The sequence below is a fragment of the Corynebacterium lemuris genome, assembly GCF_024919295.1.
Taxonomy (GTDB): Bacteria; Actinomycetota; Actinomycetes; order Mycobacteriales; family Mycobacteriaceae; genus Corynebacterium; species Corynebacterium lemuris.
In genome coordinates this window covers 1-17739 of the sequence record NZ_JANWTC010000002.1, presented here as the reverse complement: position 1 = coordinate 17739, position 17739 = coordinate 1, and the positions used below count along the sequence as shown (strand labels likewise).

Annotated in this window: 17 protein-coding genes, 1 tRNA gene and 1 pseudogene; 12 read left to right on the top strand and 7 right to left on the bottom strand. The window is 66.2% G+C overall.

Features of this window, described 5'->3' with window-relative positions:
• Positions 1-73 precede the first annotated feature (73 nt).
• A tRNA-Gln gene (locus NYP18_RS03455) sits at positions 74-145 on the top strand.
• 91 nt (positions 146-236) lie between these two features.
• Here NYP18_RS03455 and NYP18_RS03450 read toward each other — a convergent pair.
• The 3 genes from NYP18_RS03450 to NYP18_RS03440 are packed head-to-tail and all read right to left on the bottom strand — an operon-like array spanning position 237 to position 3441.
• Entirely contained in the window at positions 237-1799 is a 1563-nt protein-coding gene (locus NYP18_RS03450; RefSeq protein ID WP_259426788.1) for a tripartite tricarboxylate transporter permease, read from the bottom strand.
• Positions 1799-2464 (bottom strand): tripartite tricarboxylate transporter TctB family protein, encoded by a 666-nt coding sequence (locus NYP18_RS03445; protein ID WP_259426787.1) that lies wholly within the window; start codon positions 2462-2464, stop codon positions 1799-1801. The genes NYP18_RS03450 and NYP18_RS03445 overlap by 1 nt, the downstream gene beginning before the upstream one ends.
• A complete protein-coding gene (locus NYP18_RS03440) occupies positions 2461-3441 on the bottom strand; it encodes a Bug family tripartite tricarboxylate transporter substrate binding protein (RefSeq protein ID WP_259426786.1) in 981 nt (326 codons plus the stop codon). Before NYP18_RS03440 ends, NYP18_RS03445 begins: the two co-directional genes overlap by 4 nt.
• A 242-nt stretch (positions 3442-3683) precedes the next feature.
• On the opposite strand from NYP18_RS03440, the gene tcuA reads away from it, so the two are divergent.
• Both tcuA and NYP18_RS03430 read left to right on the top strand, forming a co-directional pair.
• Positions 3684-5171 (top strand): FAD-dependent tricarballylate dehydrogenase TcuA, encoded by a 1488-nt coding sequence (gene tcuA, locus NYP18_RS03435; RefSeq protein ID WP_259426785.1) that lies wholly within the window; start codon positions 3684-3686, stop codon positions 5169-5171.
• Positions 5172-5237: 66 nt separating this feature from the next.
• Entirely contained in the window at positions 5238-5903 is a 666-nt protein-coding gene (locus NYP18_RS03430) for a GntR family transcriptional regulator (protein WP_259426784.1), read from the top strand.
• A 73-nt stretch (positions 5904-5976) separates the two neighbouring features.
• Here the strand turns inward: NYP18_RS03430 and NYP18_RS03425 are convergent, their stop codons facing one another.
• Positions 5977-6993, bottom strand: a complete 1017-nt coding sequence (locus NYP18_RS03425; protein WP_259426783.1) for an isopenicillin N synthase family dioxygenase — start codon at positions 6991-6993, stop codon at positions 5977-5979.
• A gap of 94 nt (positions 6994-7087) precedes the next feature.
• Here NYP18_RS03425 and NYP18_RS03420 point away from each other — a divergent pair, with 94 nt between their 5' ends.
• Positions 7088-8320: an MFS transporter gene (locus tag NYP18_RS03420; protein ID WP_259426782.1), complete on the top strand. Its 1233-nt coding sequence runs from the start codon at positions 7088-7090 to the stop codon at positions 8318-8320.
• Between the two features lie 286 nt (positions 8321-8606).
• Here NYP18_RS03420 and NYP18_RS03415 read toward each other — a convergent pair whose 3' ends face one another.
• Positions 8607-9578, bottom strand: coding sequence for an NAD(P)-dependent alcohol dehydrogenase (locus tag NYP18_RS03415; protein WP_259426781.1), 972 nt, complete (start codon positions 9576-9578; stop codon positions 8607-8609).
• Between the two features lie 102 nt (positions 9579-9680).
• Between NYP18_RS03415 and glmU the strand changes: the two genes are divergently transcribed.
• The 6 genes and pseudogenes from glmU (at position 9681) to NYP18_RS03385 (ending at position 14550) form a co-directional block, all read left to right on the top strand.
• Positions 9681-11144, top strand: a complete 1464-nt coding sequence (gene glmU / locus NYP18_RS03410; RefSeq protein WP_259426780.1) for a bifunctional UDP-N-acetylglucosamine diphosphorylase/glucosamine-1-phosphate N-acetyltransferase GlmU — start codon at positions 9681-9683, stop codon at positions 11142-11144.
• 10 nt (positions 11145-11154) lie between these two features.
• On the top strand, positions 11155-12132 hold the full coding sequence (locus NYP18_RS03405) for a ribose-phosphate diphosphokinase (RefSeq protein ID WP_259426779.1): 978 nt from the start codon (positions 11155-11157) through the stop codon (positions 12130-12132).
• Between the two features lie 216 nt (positions 12133-12348).
• Positions 12349-12690, top strand: a pseudogene (locus tag NYP18_RS03400) (SDR family NAD(P)-dependent oxidoreductase); the annotation flags it as partial.
• Between the two features lie 229 nt (positions 12691-12919).
• The gene (locus NYP18_RS03395) at positions 12920-14065 is read left to right on the top strand and encodes an RNA-guided endonuclease InsQ/TnpB family protein (RefSeq protein WP_259426778.1); all 1146 of its coding nucleotides are present in this window, start codon (positions 12920-12922) and stop codon (positions 14063-14065) included.
• Between the two features lie 144 nt (positions 14066-14209).
• Positions 14210-14473, top strand: a complete 264-nt coding sequence (locus tag NYP18_RS03390; protein WP_259426777.1) for an SDR family oxidoreductase — start codon at positions 14210-14212, stop codon at positions 14471-14473.
• Entirely contained in the window at positions 14413-14550 is a 138-nt protein-coding gene (locus tag NYP18_RS03385; protein ID WP_259427116.1) for an SDR family oxidoreductase, read from the top strand. Before NYP18_RS03390 ends, NYP18_RS03385 begins: the two co-directional genes overlap by 61 nt.
• Here NYP18_RS03385 and NYP18_RS03380 read toward each other — a convergent pair.
• Positions 14547-14954, bottom strand: a complete 408-nt coding sequence (locus NYP18_RS03380) for a VOC family protein (RefSeq protein WP_259426776.1) — start codon at positions 14952-14954, stop codon at positions 14547-14549. The two genes, NYP18_RS03385 and NYP18_RS03380, sit on opposite strands and share 4 nt — an antisense overlap.
• A 79-nt stretch (positions 14955-15033) precedes the next feature.
• Positions 15034-16164: an MFS transporter gene (locus NYP18_RS03375; protein WP_259426775.1), complete on the bottom strand. Its 1131-nt coding sequence runs from the start codon at positions 16162-16164 to the stop codon at positions 15034-15036.
• A 20-nt stretch (positions 16165-16184) separates the two neighbouring features.
• Here NYP18_RS03375 and NYP18_RS03370 point away from each other — a divergent pair, with 20 nt between their 5' ends.
• Positions 16185-16814 (top strand): DNA alkylation repair protein, encoded by a 630-nt coding sequence (locus NYP18_RS03370; protein ID WP_439648045.1) that lies wholly within the window; start codon positions 16185-16187, stop codon positions 16812-16814.
• 200 nt (positions 16815-17014) lie between these two features.
• Positions 17015-17629, top strand: coding sequence for a 50S ribosomal protein L25/general stress protein Ctc (locus NYP18_RS03365; RefSeq protein WP_259426774.1), 615 nt, complete (start codon positions 17015-17017; stop codon positions 17627-17629).
• Positions 17630-17739: the final 110 nt, after the last annotated feature.

Below are 17739 nucleotides of genomic sequence, written 5' to 3'. Positions count from 1 at the left end.
CAGCCTATCCTGAGCCGCTGTTTAGCCCCCAGCCGACTGTCGGGTACGCTGATCGTGCGCATCAAGTGTGCGGTTCCCCGTGGTGTAATCGGCAACACTCTGGTTTTTGGTACCAGCTTTCCAGGTTCGAGTCCTGGCGGGGAAGCTTTCTGTTTCCGGGGTCGGTGGGATGCCGGGAGAAACAACGGAGCAGGGGACCCGTGACGGATCCCCTGCGTGAACTGCTGTCCCCTCTGCTACTGGGCGGGGGTTGCTTCGACCGGGACCCCCGGCTCAGCCTCATCCTCCTGTTTCTGTGCCTTCAGCCAACGGTGACGCACGTGCTGCACTCCGCTGACCACCAGGGTGATGGTGAGGATGCCGTAGACCGCGAGGGTGAAGGGACTCGACACGAGGATCGAGGGGTCCCCCTCGGAAACCGCGAGGGCCCGGCGCAGCTCCGTCTCCGCCAGGGGCCCCAGGACAACGGCGATGAGCACCGGGGCCACGGGAATATTGTAGCGGCGCATCATGAAACCGAGCAGCCCCAGGCCCAACACCAGCCAGAGGTCGAAGACCGAGGAGCTGATGGCGTAGACGCCGAGCATGGACAGGATGGTGATACCCGCATAGAGATAGGGCCGCGGGATATGTAGCAGCTTGGCCCACATCGGGGCGAATGACCAGTTGAGGATGAGTAGCACCACCAGGCCGATGAACAGCGAGGCCAGCAGAGCCCACACCATGTCACCGCTGCGTTCGAAGAGCAGAGGGCCGGGCTGCATGCCGTACTGCTGGAAAGCAGCGAGCATGATGGCGGCGGTGGCGGAGGTCGGCAGGCCGAGTGCCAGGAGGGCACCCATAGCGGTGCCGGCAGTGGCGTTGCCGGCGGCTTCCGGTGCGGCCAGGCCCTTGATCGAACCGGTGGTGCCGAATTCCGTGTCCCCGGATCGTTTGGCCAGGCGCTTCTCTGTTCCGTAGGCGAGGAAGGTCGGGACCTCGGAACCGCCGGCAGGGATGAGACCGAAGGGGGCACCGAAGGCGGTGCCGCGCAGCCAGGCCGGCAATGCCGCGCGGAAGTCCTTCAGACTCAGGCGGGCGAAGCCCTTCGGTTGGATTTGGATGGGGCTCTCCTCACGGTGGATGCGGGAAGCCACCCGCAGGACCTCGCCCAGGGCAAGTAGTCCGACGGTGATGACGATGATGGAGATGCCGTCGAAGAGTTCGGGGTTGCCGAAGGTGAAGCGGGAGGTGCCACTCGGCCCGTCGACACCGACCAGGACCAGTGCCAGTCCGATGGCGAGGGCCGCGAGGCCGCGGAACACGGATTCGGCGACAACTGCGGAGATCGCGAGGAAGGCACCGACGGCCAGGGCGAAGTATTCGGCAGGTCCGAACAGCGTGGCGAGGCGGACGAGCGTCGGGGCGAAAAATACGACCAGGACCGTGGCAATGAGGCCACCTGTGAAGGCGCCGAGCGCTGCGGTGGCCAGTGCCTTGGCCGCCTGTCCGTTCCGCGCCATCCGGTGCCCCTCGAAGGTGGAGGCGATGGCGGAGGAGTTGCCTGGCGTGTTCAGGAGGATGCCGGCCGTGGAGTCACCGAACAACCCACCGAAATAGACACCGGCGAACATGATGAACGCTCCGGTGGCGTCCAAGGAGAAGGTGATGGGCAACAGAAGGGCGACCGCCATGGCGGAGCCGAGTCCGGGAAGCACACCGACCGCGGTGCCGAGGAGAGCTCCGATGAGCACCCAGAGCAGGTTCATGGGTGTGATCGCGTTGGCGAAGCCCTCCATCAGGAGAGAGAGTTGTTCCATCAGAGCAGTCCTTCCAGGAAGCCGGGAGGCAGTGGGAGGCCGAGTCCGGCGTTGAACGCGAGTTGGATGACGGAGGCGAACAGCAGCGCGACGCCGAGGTCGATGAGGGGTCGCCGGGAGCCCAGAGCCCGGGCGACGATCCAGAACAGGGCGGTGGCGCTGAGGATCCAGCCGACCGGGTGGAGGATCAGAATGAACAGGACGATGCCACCGACCACCATTCCTACTGTGCGCCAGTCCGAGTAAGTCGCGTAGTCGTCGGTGTACTTGCTGTAGCGGCGGCGGACCCGTTCCTCACCGACGTCGGAGATGTCGATGAGCAGATCAGCGGAAAAGTTGCCGCGCCCCGGGTGAGGCTCACCATCGGGGAGGGTGGGGCGGGTGACCACGGAAACGGTGATCGCGATTGCCGCAGCATAGAGGATGATGGCCACGACCACCGGGAAGAACTGGGGCCCCGGCCGGGACTGTCCCAGCACTTCCATACCCAGGGTGCCCAGCAGCAGGCCGGTGGCCACCACGAGGATGAGGGCGACGAAACCGAGTTCACTGCGCCCGGAGAACCAGCCCCACCGGGAATACGCTCTGCCGAGGGTCGAGGTCTCCTCGATCCTCTCGGGGTTGACCGGCTCACGGCGGCCGGTCTCCTGATCTATCTGTGTCATAGTCCCAGCTCCTTCACAACCTGGTGTGCGGTCTCTACTTCTTCGTCGAGGAAGGCCTGGAACTCTTCACCTGTCTGGTAGGTGTCGATCCAGCTGTTCCTCTTGACTGCGTCCTGCCATTCCTGTGTGTTGCGCAATTCCTCAATGATGGCCAGCAGCTCATCACGGGCTTCATCGGTGATGCCCGGCGGGGCGACGAGGCCACGCCAGTTGGACATCGACACGTCCACGCCCTGCTCCATGAAGGTGGGGACGTCGGACCCCTCCAACCGCTCCTCGGAGGAGATGGCCAGGGCCCGGAGGTTGCCCGCCTCAATCTGGTCGCGCACCTCGTTGTAGCCGGAGATGCCGGCAGCCGTGGTGTGGGAGAGCAGGGAGTTCAGGGCCTCGCCGCCACCGGAGTAGGCGACATAGTTGACGTCCTTGGGATCCATCCCCAGCTCGAGAGCCAGGAGGCCGCCAAGGAGGTGGTCGATGGAACCGAGGGAACCGCCACCGATGGAGTTTCCGCCCGGATCCGCGGACCAGGCCGTGAGGAAGTCGTCGAGGGTTTCGTACTGGGAGTTGGCGGGGACAATGAGGACGGCGTAGTCGTCGGCCATACGCGCCAGCGGGGTGACGTCGTCGAAGGTGACGGTGTTGCCGGCGAGTTCGATCGCCCCGACCATCACCCCGCCCGTGACCATCATCAGGTCCTCGCGGCCCTCCTCCTGAACGAACTGGCTGAGGCCGATGGTCCCACCGGCGCCGGGGATGTTCACCACCTGCGGGTTGTTCACGATGCCGTTGCCGCGCAATGCGTGCTGGGCCTCACGTGCGAAACCGTCCCAGCCACCGCCGGGGGCCGCGGGCGCGATGAGGGTGAGTTTACTGCGGGCTGTGCTCACTCCGCCGCTGGATGCCGCGTTGACGAACGCGATCGCCGCCACCACCACAACCACTACGGCGAAGATCCCCATTCTCAATGGTCTTGCCATGCCGATCCTCCTGATGACTCATCTTCTAGTGGATAGCCCCCTCCGGGACATGTTGTATACATTCGTACACTATGACACAGGTCATAGCAACTGCCATCTTTCGGCGCCGAACTGAACAAAACATCGGAAATCAGCCGCAAAACACCCTCCCAGTCAAGACTTTCACATCCCACTGGACACCGACACAATTCATTGTATACATTGGGATACAGCACATCGTCCGGCCCAGCAGAGGAGCACTCGTGAACACTGACCAGAACCAGACCAACCGGGACGCCGACGTCATCGTCGTCGGCGGAGGCAACGCGGCATTCACCGCCGCCCACGCCGCAGCGACCAGGGGTCGCAGCGTGATCCTGCTCGAGCGTGGCAGCGAGGACATGGCCGGCGGCAACAGCTTCTACACCGCAGGCGCCACGCGCATCGTCCACGACGGACTCAATGACCTGAAGAGCCTTGTCGAGGAGGACCCCCGCCACGCCACCACCGTCGTTCCCCCCTACTCCGCCGATGAGTACCGGTCAGACCTGGAGAAGGTCACCGAGGGCAAGAATGATCCGGAGCTGACCGAGGTCCTCATCGAGGAGATCACCCCCACCCTGCTGTGGCTGAAGTCGCTGGGACTGAAGTACCGGCTCATGTACGAACGCCAGGCCTACGAGCGCTCGGACGGCAGTCACCTCTTCTGGGGTGGACTTCATGTCGGCAACGTCGGCGGCGGTGAGGGGATGATCGAGGACCACACCCGGGTGGCCCGAGAGAACGGGGTGGACGTCCGCTACAGCCACCGCGCGCAGGAACTGCTCACGGATAAGTCCGGGAAGGTCACCGGCGTCCGCGTCGAGACCCCGGAGGGTGAGCTCGAACTGCACGCGGAGTCGGTGGTCATGGCGGCCGGCGGTTTCGAGGCCAACCCCGAGTGGCGGAAGGAGTACCTCGGGGAGGGCTGGGAGAACGCGAAGGTCCGCGGCACACCCTACAACCAGGGGGACATGATCGCGGCCGCACTGAAGATCGGCGCAGCGAAGGGCGGGGACTTCTCGACATGCCACAGCGTCCAGTGGGATGCCCTCTGCGAGAACAACGAATCCAACCGCGAGCTGACCAACCGCCTCACCCGCCAGAGCTACTTCCTCGGTGTTCTGGTCAACCGCGACGGCGAGCGCTTCCTCGACGAGGGCGCCGACTTCCGCAACTACACCTACGCCAAATACGGCAAGGAGATCCTCCGTCAGCCAGGTTCCATCGCTTACCAGGTCTTCGACTCGCAGATCCGGCCCATGCTGCGGACCGAGGAGTACGACATGCCCGGGATCTCCGTGGAGACGGCCGACACCATCGGCGAGCTGGCTGACAAGCTGGGTATCAACCGCGAGGGTTTCACCACGACCGTCGAGGCCTTCAACTCCTCCATTGACCGCAGCCGGGACTTCGACCCCACCATCAAGGACGGCCGGTCCGCCGATGTGACTCCCCCGAAGAGTAACTGGGCGGTTCCGCTCGAGGAAGGCCCCTTCTACGCCTTCCCGGTCACCTGCGGCATCACATTCACCTTCGGTGGCGTGAAAACGGACACCCACGGCCGGGTGCTCAACGAGCAGGGCAAGTGGATCGAGGGGCTGTTCGCGGCCGGTGAGATGCTGGGGGGTCTCTTCAGCGAGAACTATCCCGGAGGCACCGGTCTGGCTGCCGGTTGCGTGTTCGGGCGTCGGGCCGGCTGCCTGGCCTGACAGGTAGAATCCGAGGAGACGAGGTTCCGCCGGTGCCGGTCACCGCGGAGAAAGCGAGGAGTGAGAATGGTTGCCCCCAGAGAACGGAAAGTGGATACCGACCAGATCTTCGCCACCCTCCGCGACGAAATCCTCACCGGCCAGCACCCGGCCGGCACCCAGTTCAAGGAGATTCCGCTGGCGGAGCGTTTCGGGGTCTCCCGCACGCCGATCCGCTCCGCGTTGACCCGCTTGCAGCAGGAGCAACTGCTCGTACGTCGTGACCGGGGCCTGGAGATCCCCCGCACCGATCCGGAGCGGGTCATCCAGGTCTATGACCTGCGGATCAGGCTAGAGGAGACCGCTGCCGGGGAAGCGGCACGGTCCCACCAGCTGTCGGAGCTGCTGCGCCTTGAGGCGCTGCTGGCCCGCGACCGGGCCCTGGAGAACCCCACTGAGCAGGAGATGTTGAGCACCAACCTCGAGTTCCATGAGGCGGTCTGGGCGGCAACCCACAATCCGGTGCTCATTGACCTGCTGGAGCGGCTGGGCACCCACCTCATTCACTCCCCCCGCCCAACACTGGCCGTGGGCGACCGCTGGCCGGAGTCACTGGATGAGCACGCCGCCATCATCCGGGCCATCGAGGACCGCGACGAGGAACTGGCCCGCCGGCTCGCCCGCGAGCACATGGAGACAGCCAAGAAGATCCGTCTGCGGCTGCTCAAGGAGACCGCGATCCACTCATTCTGATATCGGCCTCAGGTCCGGCGGCTGAAACGGGTGCTCATGGTACTCAGCCTAGACGGCGGTGCGCCCCACCGGATCAGCTCAGGGAGGCCGCGAGCTCCGCGTGGTAGCGGGCGGTGGTCTCCGGATGTGCCCGGAAGCGGGACTTGATGGTGTTGCGCCCGCACAGGTCGAAGATCTCCTGGTCGGAGAGATCTGCGCCGGTGCCGGGGGCGTCGGCGGCCAGCTCCGCGGGCAGCTCGACGCGCGGGAAACGGGCGTCCAGGTCCGGGGCCAGGAAGAAGGGCACCGAGTAGCGGGAGGTGCCCGGTTCCGGTGGCAGCACGCGGTGCGGGGTGGCCTTGAGGTAACCGTCGGTGGCGGCTTCAAGCAGTTCACCGATGTTGACCACGAAGTGATCGGTGATCGGTTCGGCATCGATCCAACCCCCTGCGGTCTCGACCTGCAGGCCGGAGGAACCGTCCTCGAGCAGCAGCAGGGTGAGCACGCCCGAGTCGTGGTGCGCGCCGACACCCTGGCCGGACTCGGAGCCGTCGTGGCCGGGGTAGTGGGCCAGCTTCATGGTCGGGTACGGCTTCTCGAAGGCCGCGTCGAAGAACTCCGGTTCCTGGCCGAGGGATTCCGCCCAGGCGTGCAGCAGGGTCATGCCCACCTCGCCGAGGTCCTCCTGCCAGCGGGTGACCAGGTCCTTCATGCGCGGAACAGCGCTGGGCCAGGGGTTGGGACCCCAAAGGATGCGCCACGGGTGGGTGTCCAGTCCCTCGGTTTCGGCGGGTCCGTCGAAACCGAAGTCGATCTGCTCCCGCCAGTCGACCTTGCCCTGGGTGCGCTCGTCACCGAGTTCGGCGTAACCGCGGTAGTGCGGGTTGTCGAGGTTGGAGATCTCGTACTTCTGCTCCTTGGGCAGGGCGAAGAACTCCTTGGCCATGTCGAGCATGTCGTGCTGGAAGGACAACGGGATGCCGTGGTCGGCGAGATAGAAGAAACCGATCTCGTGGGTGACCTGGCGCAGGCGTGCGATCTCCGCCTCGCGGCCGGGTCCGTGGACGAGTTTGTGTAGGGAGATGATCGGCAGTGACGGGGTGGTGCTCATGTTTCCTCACCTGGAAAATAACAGACAGCTTTGTCTGGAAACCATAGGGCATACGGCGCTGCGCCGCGGGTTTTTCATTCATTACAGTAACGGTGTGAGTACTCCCCCGACACCCGGCCCCGTCGACCAGGAACATGCGGCACGCCGTTTCATCTGGTCGAACGGCCTCCAGGGCGTGGGCGACCAGATCGTCGCCGCCAAAACCGTCCTGCCATGGCTGCTGCAGGCCGCCGGCACCCCCGGCTTCTTCATCGCCCTGCTCGTGCCGATCCGCGAATCCGGTTCCATGCTCCCCCAGGCCGCCTTCACCCCGTGGGTGACCACGCAGCGTTCGCGCAAGCGGATCTGGATCATCGGTTCCCTGGGGCAGGCGGTGGCCGCGGCCTTGATCGGCGTCGCGGTGCTGCTTCTCAGCGGTACCACCCTCGGCCTCGCCGTCATCATCCTGCTCGCAGTCCTGGCCGTCTTCCGTTCCCTGTGTTCCATCGCGTCAAAGGATGTGCAGGGGCGCACCATCGCGAAAGGCCGGCGCGGGGTGGTCACCGGACGGGCGGCCGCCGTCGGCGGTGTCTTCGCTCTCGGGGTGGGTCTGCTGTTGGAATTCCTCGGCACCGGTGCGCCGACCTGGCTGCTGGCGGCGTTGATCTTCGCCTCTGCCGGGGCGTGGGCGGTGGCGGCCGTGGTCTTCGCCACCATCCGCGAACCTGTCTCCGGGCAGGAACCCCAGGGCCGCCAGCGGGGCTGGTGGGCGGATACCGTGGGGCTGTTCGCCGGCGACCGGCTCTTCCGGCAGTTCGTCATCGTCCGCTCCCTGCTGCTCGTCACCGCCCTGTCCACCGCCTTCGTGGTCACCCTCAGCCAGGAGATCGGCCACGGCCTGACCGGGCTGGGTGTCTTCCTCATCGCCTCCGGGCTGGCTGCCATGCTGGGTGGACGCATCTCCGGCGTCTGGTCGGACAACTCAGCGCGCACCACCATGAGCCGGGGCGCGCTCGTCGGATCCCTGGTCATCATCGCCCTGGTCGCCTCCGCGCAGTGGGCCCCGGACGTGGTCAACGCCTGGGTCTTCCCCGTGGGTTTCTTCCTGCTCAATCTCACCCACACCGCGGTGCGGGTTGCGCGCAAGACCTACATCGTCGACATGGCCGAGGGCGACCAGCGCACCCGCTACGTCGGGGCGGCCAACACCCTCATGGGCGTCATCCTGCTGTTGGTCGGCGCGGTCTCCGGGGTGATCGCCATGCTGGGTTCCTCCGCGGCGCTGCTCTTCCTGGCGGCCATCGGGTTGGTGGGTGTGGCTGCGGCACGCCGACTGCCGCAGGCCTGAAAACCTGACCTGAATCACTGACGACCTACATATCCGCCCAGTTCAGCTGAAGGTGTGATGTGATGTTTTCAGGCCCTGACAATCTACAGGGAACGCTGTTCACGTCGGCAGAGGAAAGGGACTCCGTGGGTGACACGCAGAAGAAGATCGTGACCGTTGCGTCCGTCCTGGCGGGAACGGGACTCCTCGTCTCCGCCCTCTCGGGGAGCTGGATATCGGTGGCAGTAGGGTCCTTGACTTTGGCCGTGCTCGGATACCCGGTCCTCCGGGAAAACCGGACCGCGTCTTAATCGACCTGCAGCACCAGCTTGCCCGTCACCGCGCCACTGGCCAGCAGGTTCAGGGCCTCCGCGGCCCGGGCCAGCGGGAAGCGCTGGTCCACCACCGGGCGCAGCTGACCGGATTCCACAAGCCCCACCAGTTCGATGAGGTCAGCGGAGGTGGTCATGGAGACCAGCGGCACCAGCCGGCGCCGGCCCACCAGTCCCACCAGGGGTGCGATCAGCTGGCGGGAGAAACCGCCCAGCAGGGCGGTCCCGGCCTGCTCGCCACCCACGATGACCGCGGAACCACCCCGGGCCAGCAGCCCGGCGAGCTGGCTGGCGGGCCGGTTGCCGCCCGTGTCGATGATCGCGTCATAGGGGCCCGCCGCCACAACGGCACTCTCCTCACCCAGGTAGTCCAGGACCCGGGTGGCGCCGAGTTCCAGCACGCGCGGGGCCTTGGGTGCGCTGCACACTGCCGTCACCTCTGCGCCGCAGGCCACGGCGATCTGAACGGCGTGCGTACCCACCCCGCCGGAGGCCCCGAGCACCAGTACCTGTGCCCCTTCGCCGATCTCGGCGGCGCGGACTGCCTGCAGTGCGGTGAGGGCGGAGACGGGGAGGGCGGCGGCGTCGGCAAGCGGAATGGACTCGGGGGCGGGCGCGAGGTTGTCCTCCTGTGCCACGGCGAGTTCCGCGAAGGTGCTGCGCCCCACCCCGAATACCCGGTCGCCCAGCCGGAAACGGGTCACCCCCTCACCGACGGCCTCGACGGTGCCGGAGACCTCGGCCCCCACCCCGGTGTTGCGTGGCTGGAACAGGCCGGTGCCCAGGCGCACGAGCAGTGGGCGGCCCGTGACCAGGTGCCAGACACCACGGTCGACGCCCGCGCCGGCGACGCGGACGAGTACCTCACCGGGACGCGGCAGCGGGGCGGGTTGGTCGGTGAGGGCCAGGGAGGAGATGCCGTAGGTGGAATGGACGATCGCCTGCATATATAAAGCGTATCCTCCGCGCGGACATCCTGCCGCCGCCTCGGCCGGGTTATATGCTGAACCGGTACGAGCACCGCGATCACATCAAGGAGACCGAAGAACGTGCCCAATTTCACTGACTGCGCCGTGGTGGTGCTGGCCGCCGGCGCCGGCACCCGCATGAAGTCCGCCAAGCAGAAGACACTCCATGAGATCGGTGGCCGCACGCTGCTCTCCCACGCTCTGCACGCGGCGGCGGGCATCGAACCGCGGCACATCGTGGCCGTCGTCGGCCACCAGCGTGAGCAGGTCTCACCCGCCGTCGACCAGGTCGCCGGGAAACTGGGACGTGAGGTGCTGCAGGCCGTGCAGGAGGAGCAGAACGGCACCGGCCACGCCGTGCAGTGCGGTCTGGCGCCGATCCCGGATTTCGAGGGCACGGTGATCGTCACCAACGGTGACGTCCCGCTGCTCACCGCGGAGACACTGCGCTCGCTCCTGGACGCCCACACCGCCTCCCCCACCGCCGTCACAGTCCTGACCACGCGTCTGGACGACCCCACCGGATACGGCCGCATCGTGCGTGACACCGGCGGGGAGGTCACCGCCATCGTCGAGCAGAAGGACGCCTCCGCGCAGGAGCTCGCCATCACCGAGGTCAACTCCGGTGTCTTCGCCTTCGACGCCGCCATCCTGCGTGAGGCCCTGACCGGCCTGGACACCGACAACGCCCAGGGTGAGCTCTACCTCACCGACGTGCTCGGCATCGCGCGTTCCGCCGGTCACCCGGTGCGCGCCCACATCGCCGCCGACCCCCGCGAACTGGCCGGCGTCAACGACCGGGTGCAGCTGGCCGAGGCCGGCCGCGAGCTCAACCGCCGCACTGTGGAGGCCGCCATGCGTGGCGGTGCCACCGTCATCGACCCGGTCTCCACCTTCATCGGCGTGGATGTCACCGTCGGCCAGGATGTGACCATCCACCCCGGCACCCAGCTGTGGGGGGCAACCGCCATCAGTGACGGCGCGGTCATCGGCCCGGACACCACCCTCACCGACGTGAGCGTCGGCCGCGGTTCCTCCGTCGTGCGCACCCACGGCGAGAACTCCACCGTCGGTGCGGACGCCACCGTCGGCCCCTTCACCTATCTCCGCCCCGGCACCCACCTGGGTGATGAGGGCAAGCTCGGCGGCTTCGTCGAGGCGAAGAACGCGACCATCGGCCGCGGCTCCAAGGTCCCCCACCTGACCTACATCGGCGACGCCACCGTGGGCGAGGAATCGAACATCGGCGCCTCCAGTGTCTTCGTCAACTACGACGGGGTGACCAAGCACCACACCACCATCGGCTCCCACGTCCGCACCGGTTCCGACACGATGTTCATCGCTCCGGTGACCGTCGGTGACGGCGCATATTCGGGGGCGGGTACAGTGATCCGCGAGGATGTTCCCCCGGGGGCACTCGCCGTGTCCGGCGGCCAGCAGCGAAACATCGACGGCTGGGTTGAGCGGAAGCGCCCGGGTTCCCCGGCCGCGGAGGCGGCACGGCACGCCCGGGAGAGCGTCGACGTAACCGACCAGGAAGGTTAAGCGGCCTGTCATGACTGCCCACTGGACCGAAAGCCACAAGAACATGATGCTGTTCTCCGGGCGTGCGCACCCGGAGCTCGGCGAGGCTGTGGCTCGAGAGCTTGACTACGAGCTCACCCCCACCACCGCCCAGGACTTCGCCAACGGCGAGATCTTCATCCGTTTCGAGGAGTCCGTGCGAGGTGCGGACTGCTTCGTCATCCAGTCGCACACCCAGCCGCTGAACAAGTGGCTGATGGAGCAGCTGATCATGATTGATGCCCTCAAGCGTGGCTCCGCGAAGCGCATCACCGCGATCCTGCCGTTCTACCCTTACGCACGCCAGGACAAGAAGCACCGCGGCCGTGAGCCGATCTCCGCGCGCCTGGTCGCTGACCTGCTCGCCGCCGCAGGTGCGGACCGCATCGTGTCCGTGGACCTGCACACAGACCAGATCCAGGGTTTCTTCGACGGCCCGGTCGACCACATGCACGCGATGCCGATCCTCACGGACTACATCAAGGACAAGTACTCCCTGGACAACCTGGTCGTCGTCTCCCCCGACGCCGGCCGCGTCAAGGTCGCGGAGAAGTGGGCCAACACCCTGGGCGATGCCCCGCTGGCCTTCATCCACAAGACCCGTTCCACCGAGGTGGCCAACGAAGTCGTGGCCAACCGTGTGGTCGGTGAGGTCGAGGGCAAGAACTGCATCCTGCTCGACGACATGATCGACACCGGTGGCACCATCGCCGGCGCCGTGCGCGTGCTCAAGGAGGCCGGTGCCCAGGACGTCGTCATCGCCTGCACCCACGGTGTCTTCTCCGACCCGGCCCGCGAGCGCCTCAGCGACTGCGGGGCCGAGGAGATCATCACCACCGACACCCTGCCGCAGAACACCGACGGCTGGAAGAACCTCACGGTCCTGTCCATCGCCCCGCTGCTGGCACGGACGATCAACGAGATCTTCGAGAACGGTTCCGTGACCACCCTCTTCGAGGGCCAGGCCTAAGGCTCCACCGCTTATCGACGCCCCCGGTCACCGCAAGGTGGACGGGGGCGTCGTCGTCACTACCCGATCAACTATGCAAAGGAGTCTCTAACAGCATTGCCCCTCGCCAGGTTGGATCCACCGTGGAGCAGTCCCACTCAGTAGAAGAGTGTGTCAAGATCGATAACTGGCTCTTCGCCTTCCGTTCTCCCGCAGGGCCAGGGTTGAACCTGTCCGATGCTCCAGGAAGGAACAACCATGACCATCAAGAATAACTTCGACAACAAGGTAGCCCTCGTCACCGGCACGGCCTCCGGCCTCGGGGAGGGAATCACCAGGGATCTCACCGCCTGCGGTGCCAGCGTCGTCCTCACCGATATCAACCTCGAGGGCGTGAAGAAGGCCGCCGCCGAGATCGAGCAGGCCGGCAGTAAGGTCGCGGCCCTGCAGATGGACTCCGCCTCCCGCGAGGACAACCGCAAGGCGGTGGAGCTGGCCGTCGAGAAGTTCGGTGCCCTGCACCTCGCCGTCAACAACGCAGGCATCAACGGCCCCGGCGCCCCGGTAGGCGAGATGGATCTGGACAAGTGGGACCGCGTCATCGACATCAACCTCAACGGCGTCGCCTACGGCAACCGCTACCCAAAATGTGGGTTAGCGCTCCGCCCTGCAGGGCAGGGGTGGACGCCCACGCGGGAGGACCGCCACGGCCCGGGCGTGCCCTGGACGCGACGATCCTGCCGGTCGATGTACTGGCGCAGAATCGACAGCCGGAGCACCACCGACCAACCAACGGTAGGCTGTGGGTGTGCAGCTCCGGTACAACTTCCGGCTCTATCCGACACCCGGCCAGCAGACCACGCTGGCTCAGGCCTTCGGTTGCGCGCGTGTGGTGTACAACGATGCACTCGCCGCCCGGATAGAAGCCTTCCACAGGGGCGAACGCCTCAGCGACGCCGAACTGTCCAAGCGACTCACTACCTCCAAATCAACCCCGCAACGGGCGTGGCTGCGCGAGGTGTCCTCGGTCGTGTTGCAGCAGGCACTCGCCGACCTGAACACTGCCTACCGCAACTTCTTCGCCTCGGTCACCGGCAAACGCAAGGGTCCGCGGATCGGCCTGCCTCGTTTCCGGTCCCGGCGGGACACACGGCAGGCGATCCGGTTCACGAACAACGCCCGGTTCGCGATCACGGCAGGCCGCAAACTGCGCCTGCCGAAGATCGGCGAGGTGAAGGTCGCATGGTCGCGGGAGCTGCCCTCGGACCCGTCGTCGGTGACGGTGATCAAGGATTCGGCCGGCAGATACTTCGCGTCGTTCGTCGTACAGGTCGACGCTCAGCCGTTGCCGCCTGTGGCATCCGAGGTGGGTATCGATCTGGGGTTGACCACGTTCGCGGTCATGTCGGACGGGACGACGATTGAGTCCCCACGTTTTCTACGCCAGGCCGAGCGCCGGTTACGCAAGGCGCAGCAAGCCCTGTCCCGTAAGGAGAAGGGGTCGAAGAATCGGGCCAAGGCCCGACGGAAAGTCGCTCGTTTGCACGCGCAGGTGGCGGACACACGCCGGGACTGGGCGCACAAGCACACGACACGGATCATTCGTGAGAATCAAGCGATATTCGTGGAGGACTTGTGCGTGCAAGGTCTCGGCCGGACCCGCCTGGCGAAGTCGGTCCATGATGCGGGGTGGGGCCAGTTCGTGACCATGCTGGAGGAGAAGGCCCACCGGTATGGGCGGGCCTTCGGCAAGGTCAACCGTTGGTTTCCGTCCACCCGTATGTGCTCGCAGTGTGGTGTGGTCGGGGAGAAGATGCCTCTGCATGTCCGGGAGTGGACGTGCGGGTGTGGGGCTGTTCATGATCGTGATGTGAATGCGGCGATCAATATACTCACGGCCGGGCGGGCCGGGAGTCTAACTGCCTGCGGAGGGACCGTAAGTCCTTCCGTTTAGCGGAGGGCAGGTCCCGTGGAAACAGGAACCCACCGGAGCGGTACACCGTGCCGCAGGAGGGATCCCGGTCATTTATGACCAGGAGGACGTCAACAGATTGAGCAGTTTCTCAAACAGGGCGACGGCAATTACGCCATCGTCAACATGGCCTCCATCCACGGTGCGGTCGCGGCACTGGGTAACTCCGCCTACACCGCCGCCAAGCACGGCGTGATCGGCCTGACCAAGAACGCCGCCGCCGAATACGGCGCGCAGGGCATCCGCGTCAACGCGGTGGGCCCGGGCTACATCAACACCCCCTGCTGCACCCCCTGCTGCAGAGCCTGCCGCAGGAGCAGTACGACGCCCTGGCGGCCAAGCACCCGGCGGGCCGTCTCGGTGAGACCCCCGAGGTCGTCGCCCTGGTGAACTTCCTCCTCTCGGAGGAGGCCTCCTTCATCACCGGTTCCTACCACCTGGTGGACGGCGGTTACACCGCCCTCTAGTTCCAGTCGCTGGCGAAGATCTCCCAGGCATGTCCGTCAGGGTCCGAGAAGGCCCCGATGTACATGCCTTCGTCCTGATGTGGCTCGGTGTGGACGTGGGCGCCGGCCTCCCGGGCGCGGCGGAGCATCTCGTCAACATCCTCATTGGAGTCCACGGACAGAGCCGTGATCACCTCGCGTGGGGAATCAGCCATCGCCGTCTCCTTGGGGTGGAAGGTGGAGAAGAACTCCCGTGTCAGCAGCATCACGAAGATCGTGTCACTGGCCTGAACGGAGCTTGCCTTCTCGTCGGTGAACTCCTCGTTGACCTCCCAGCCGAGGGCACTGTAGAAGGCCTGCGCGGCCGCCAGATCGGCGACGGGCAGGTTCACGAAGATCTGCGGGTGGTTCAGTCGCTGCGTCATGGGTCAAGCGTATGACTGCACTACGGCAACCGTCGATGGCCGCAGCAGATCCGTGTCCGCTCCGAGATCTCCCCGTCGCTCAACCGACCCGCTGCGCCTCTGCCCGGCCCAGCCCCCACTGGACACCGGCCACCAGGAACAGGGACACGGAGGCGACCCAGAAAGCTGCCCCGCCGATACCCGTGTAGATCGGGAGGAAGAGCACCGGGGCCGCCGCGGAACCGAAGAAACGGAAGGCCTGGACAGTGGAGATGAGCGAGGAGCCCGCGGGCCCCTGCAGCACCGTGAGGTTGATCGTGGCCTGCATACCCTGGGCGGCGACGACCGCCACCGCCCACATCAGCGCCACCAGCACGACCCACGGGGCGATCGGCAGGATGAACAGGGCCACCGCGGCGAACACACCGCTGACCACGAGCACGGCAGTCGCGCCGTAGCGGTCGGCCATCGCCCCGACCCGGCGGGAGAGCAGGAAGGCCGCGGTACCGCCGGCCATGATGACCAGGCCACGGCCGATCGGTCCGAGGTCGAAGACGTTCTCCACATGCAGTGAGGTGAGAAAGCCCAGACCGATGATGCCGCAGCCGACGACGAAGCTGGTGGCCATGTGTGTCAGGGTGGGTACGATGCGCACCCGGCCGCCGTCCCTGCTGTCGGACTGCACCGGAGGAGGGACCACCGGCAGGCGCACGACAAGGATGTAGATGGCTACCGCGGCTGTGACCAGGAAGGTCAGTCGCCACGTCACCAGGCTGGACAGACCGGTGATCAGCGGCGCGGAGAGCATCCCAAGCGACTGCATCGCCGCATAGGTGCCCAGTATCTGCCCGAGTTTCTCGGGCGGGGTCAGGGCACGGAGGAGGTTCTGCAGCACGGGTGTGGTGAAGGCGTTGGCGATGCCGATCACCGCATAGGCAGCGGCGAAGAGTTCCCAGGAGGGGGTGACCAACAGCAGCAGGGCCATCGGCAGCGTCACGGCGTAGGCGGCGGCCACCACTCGGTGCGGTTGGAATCTGCGCACCAGCCGGCCGGAGATGAGCATCATCGCCGCGAACGGGAAGAGGTAGACGGACATCGTCGCCGCCGCCCGCGCCACACTGATGTCGAAGGTGCCGGCGAACTCCGGGATGACCACAGCCAACGCCTGGCCGGTGTAAGGGCCGACGAACCCCCCGAGAAGGATCGCGCCCAGCTGCAGTTTTCGCTTCATAATGTTGCTACCTTACTCCTGTGGCCACCGACTTCCCGCTCATCGACACCGCCCTGCGCCCCCTCGCGGACCCTGCCCGCGCGGTGGGCATGTCGGCCTACATGCGCGGGCAGTTCCCCTTCCTCGGCATCCCGACGCCCGCCCGGCGCGCGGCGGCGAAGGAGGTGCTGCGGGGGCGTCGCAAAGTCGTCGACCGGGAACTCGTCGAGGAGTGCTGGGCGGCGGCGGAACGCGAATTCCAGTACGTCGCCTGCGACCACCTGCGCGACGTGTCCCTCGGGCCGGGGGATGTGGCGTGGCTGCGTTCGCTGGTGGTGCGGAAATCGTGGTGGGACACCGTCGACGCGCTGGCCAAACCCATCGGCCGTGCCGCCACGGCGGAGCAGATGCAGATCTGGGCGCGCGACGGGGATCTGTGGGTGCGGCGGGTGGCGATCCTGCACCAGCTGGGACGGAAAGCGGACACCGATGTGGTGCTGCTCGCGGAGATCATCCGCGCGAACCTCGGCTCGAGTGAGTTCTTCATCGACAAGGCCATCGGCTGGGCCTTACGCGAATACGCGAAAACCGCACCCGGGTGGGTGCGGGATTTCCTCGCGGCGCATGAGGTCTCGGCACTCACACGCCGCGAGGCCTCAAAGTACCTTTAGGCGCACTCACGTCCCGCGTGCTAAAATTCCCCACGTCTCGGCGAGGGCCCGCATCTGGGCCGTTATCGACGCGATCTTCAAGGTTTTTCAGGCCTGCGATGACTCGACGAGGACATTTTCCCTCAGACCAGAGTCGGTCGCGGGCCTTCGTTCATTTCTGCGGGGCAGCGGCCGGATACAACAACAGGAGCTACAGCCACATGGCACAGTACCCCACTCTCACCGCCACCCCCCGCGAGGATTTCGGCAAGGGCTTCGCCCGCCGCCTGCGTCGCGACGGCCGCGTCCCCGGTGTCGTCTACTCCGGTGACACCGACAACGTCCACTTCTCCGTGGACCGCATCGAGTTCACCGCCGTGATCCGCAACCAGGGTGTCAACGCCGTCGTCGAGCTCGACATCGACGGTGAGAAGCACCTGACCATGGTCAAGCACATCGACCAGAACATCCTGACCCTCGACATCGACCACGTCGACCTCCTCGCCATCACCCGCGGCGAGCGCGTCGAGGTTGAGGTCCCGGTCCTCTCCGAGGGCGAGGTCTTCTCCGGTGCCATGCTCATCCAGGAAGTCGACACCCTGCTCGTCGAGGCCGACGTCCTCGAGATCCCCGAGGAGATCATCGTCTCCGTCGAGGGCATTGAGGCCGGCAACGTCATCACCGCCGGCGACATCACGCTGCCGACCGATGTCACCCTGGTCGACGACGCCGAGACCCTCGTCTTCAACATCACCTTCGAGGAGGTCGCCGACGTCCCGGAGGAGGACGAGGCTGCCGAGGGCGATGCTGCTGGCGAGGCTCCGGCCGCAGAGTAGTCTGCTCCCCGCGACGCCCCCGACCAGTGCTGGTCGGGGGCGTTCCCCTTTTTCTGTGCCAGACTTAGTAGTACTTCGTTAGGTGTCTCTGGGGCGGTGACAGTAGGGGC

Excerpts from the sequence above, each read along its gene's own strand:
- NYP18_RS03390 (WP_259426777.1), top strand. The coding sequence starts at position 14,210 with ATGGCCTCCATCCACGGTGCGGTCGCGGCACTGGGTAACTCCGCCTAC.
- NYP18_RS03430 (WP_259426784.1), top strand. The coding sequence starts at position 5,238 with ATGGTTGCCCCCAGAGAACGGAAAGTGGATACCGACCAGATCTTCGCC.
- NYP18_RS03440 (WP_259426786.1), bottom strand. The coding sequence starts at position 3,441 with ATGGCAAGACCATTGAGAATGGGGATCTTCGCCGTAGTGGTTGTGGTG.
- NYP18_RS03380 (WP_259426776.1), bottom strand. The coding sequence starts at position 14,954 with ATGACGCAGCGACTGAACCACCCGCAGATCTTCGTGAACCTGCCCGTC.
- NYP18_RS03445 (WP_259426787.1), bottom strand. The coding sequence starts at position 2,464 with ATGACACAGATAGATCAGGAGACCGGCCGCCGTGAGCCGGTCAACCCC.
- NYP18_RS03425 (WP_259426783.1), bottom strand. The coding sequence starts at position 6,993 with ATGAGCACCACCCCGTCACTGCCGATCATCTCCCTACACAAACTCGTC.
- NYP18_RS03405 (WP_259426779.1), top strand. The coding sequence starts at position 11,155 with ATGACTGCCCACTGGACCGAAAGCCACAAGAACATGATGCTGTTCTCC.
- NYP18_RS03375 (WP_259426775.1), bottom strand. The coding sequence starts at position 16,164 with ATGAAGCGAAAACTGCAGCTGGGCGCGATCCTTCTCGGGGGGTTCGTC.
- NYP18_RS03415 (WP_259426781.1), bottom strand. The coding sequence starts at position 9,578 with ATGCAGGCGATCGTCCATTCCACCTACGGCATCTCCTCCCTGGCCCTC.
- NYP18_RS03450 (WP_259426788.1), bottom strand. The coding sequence starts at position 1,799 with ATGGAACAACTCTCTCTCCTGATGGAGGGCTTCGCCAACGCGATCACA.
- NYP18_RS03365 (WP_259426774.1), top strand. The coding sequence starts at position 17,015 with ATGGCACAGTACCCCACTCTCACCGCCACCCCCCGCGAGGATTTCGGC.